This is a genomic window from Bartonella sp. AA81SXKL, from assembly GCF_042196945.1.
Taxonomy (GTDB): domain Bacteria; phylum Pseudomonadota; class Alphaproteobacteria; order Rhizobiales; family Rhizobiaceae; genus Bartonella.
Window position 1 is genome coordinate 1 of sequence record NZ_JBHIRH010000252.1, and the last position, 703, is coordinate 703.

Consider the following 703-nt stretch of genomic DNA (forward strand, 5'->3'; position numbering starts at 1 on the left):
TGTTGCAGAGGTCGAACAATTGATCAAAGACAATAAGGAATAAAGCCGTTATAAGCACAAAATCAGAAATTATCTTTTAGACAGCCTCACTTTTGTGAGGCTTTTTTTATGGAGAAGCAGATGAGAAAGGTATCGCAAGAAGGTCTAGCTCTGATTAAACAATGGGAAGGTTTACGGTTAGAGGCCTGTAAAGATACAGTGTGTGTTTGGAGCATAGGTTATGGTCATCCAGTGAAGAGGGTCCTCCGATTGTCAAAAAAGGAATGCGTATTACGCAAGAACAAGCGGAAGCAATCTTTTGTGAAGACTTAAAGCAATTTGGGAAGACAGTCGAGCAATCCGTGAAGGTTTGTTTAACGGATGCTCAAATCGCAGCATTAGTGTCGTTTTGTTATAATGTAGAGACGCAAGCCTTTTGCAAGTCGACCTTGTTAAAAAAACTCAATAATGGTGCTTATGAGTCTGTTCCAGCTGAACTACAGAAATGGAATAAGGTAGGAGGTAAGGCCATCCAGGGGTTTGTAAACCGTAGAGCCGCAGAGGCGGGGTTATGGGCAAAAGGGTCTTATGTTTGCTTTAACACGCAAAGAGTAGAAACAAAAAATACAATAGGTCTTCTCAAAATAGAGACCCTAGCGCCGATGATAGGGTCTTGTTCAGGACTTGGTGGGCTCTTGGTTGGCAATGGGCCTTTGCCGGCATT

At 42.5% G+C, this 703-nt stretch carries 1 pseudogene; it reads left to right on the plus strand.

The features are described from left to right. Positions 1-120 precede the first annotated feature (120 nt). A pseudogene (locus ACFINZ_RS10920) lies at positions 121-703 on the plus strand (lysozyme); the annotation flags it as partial.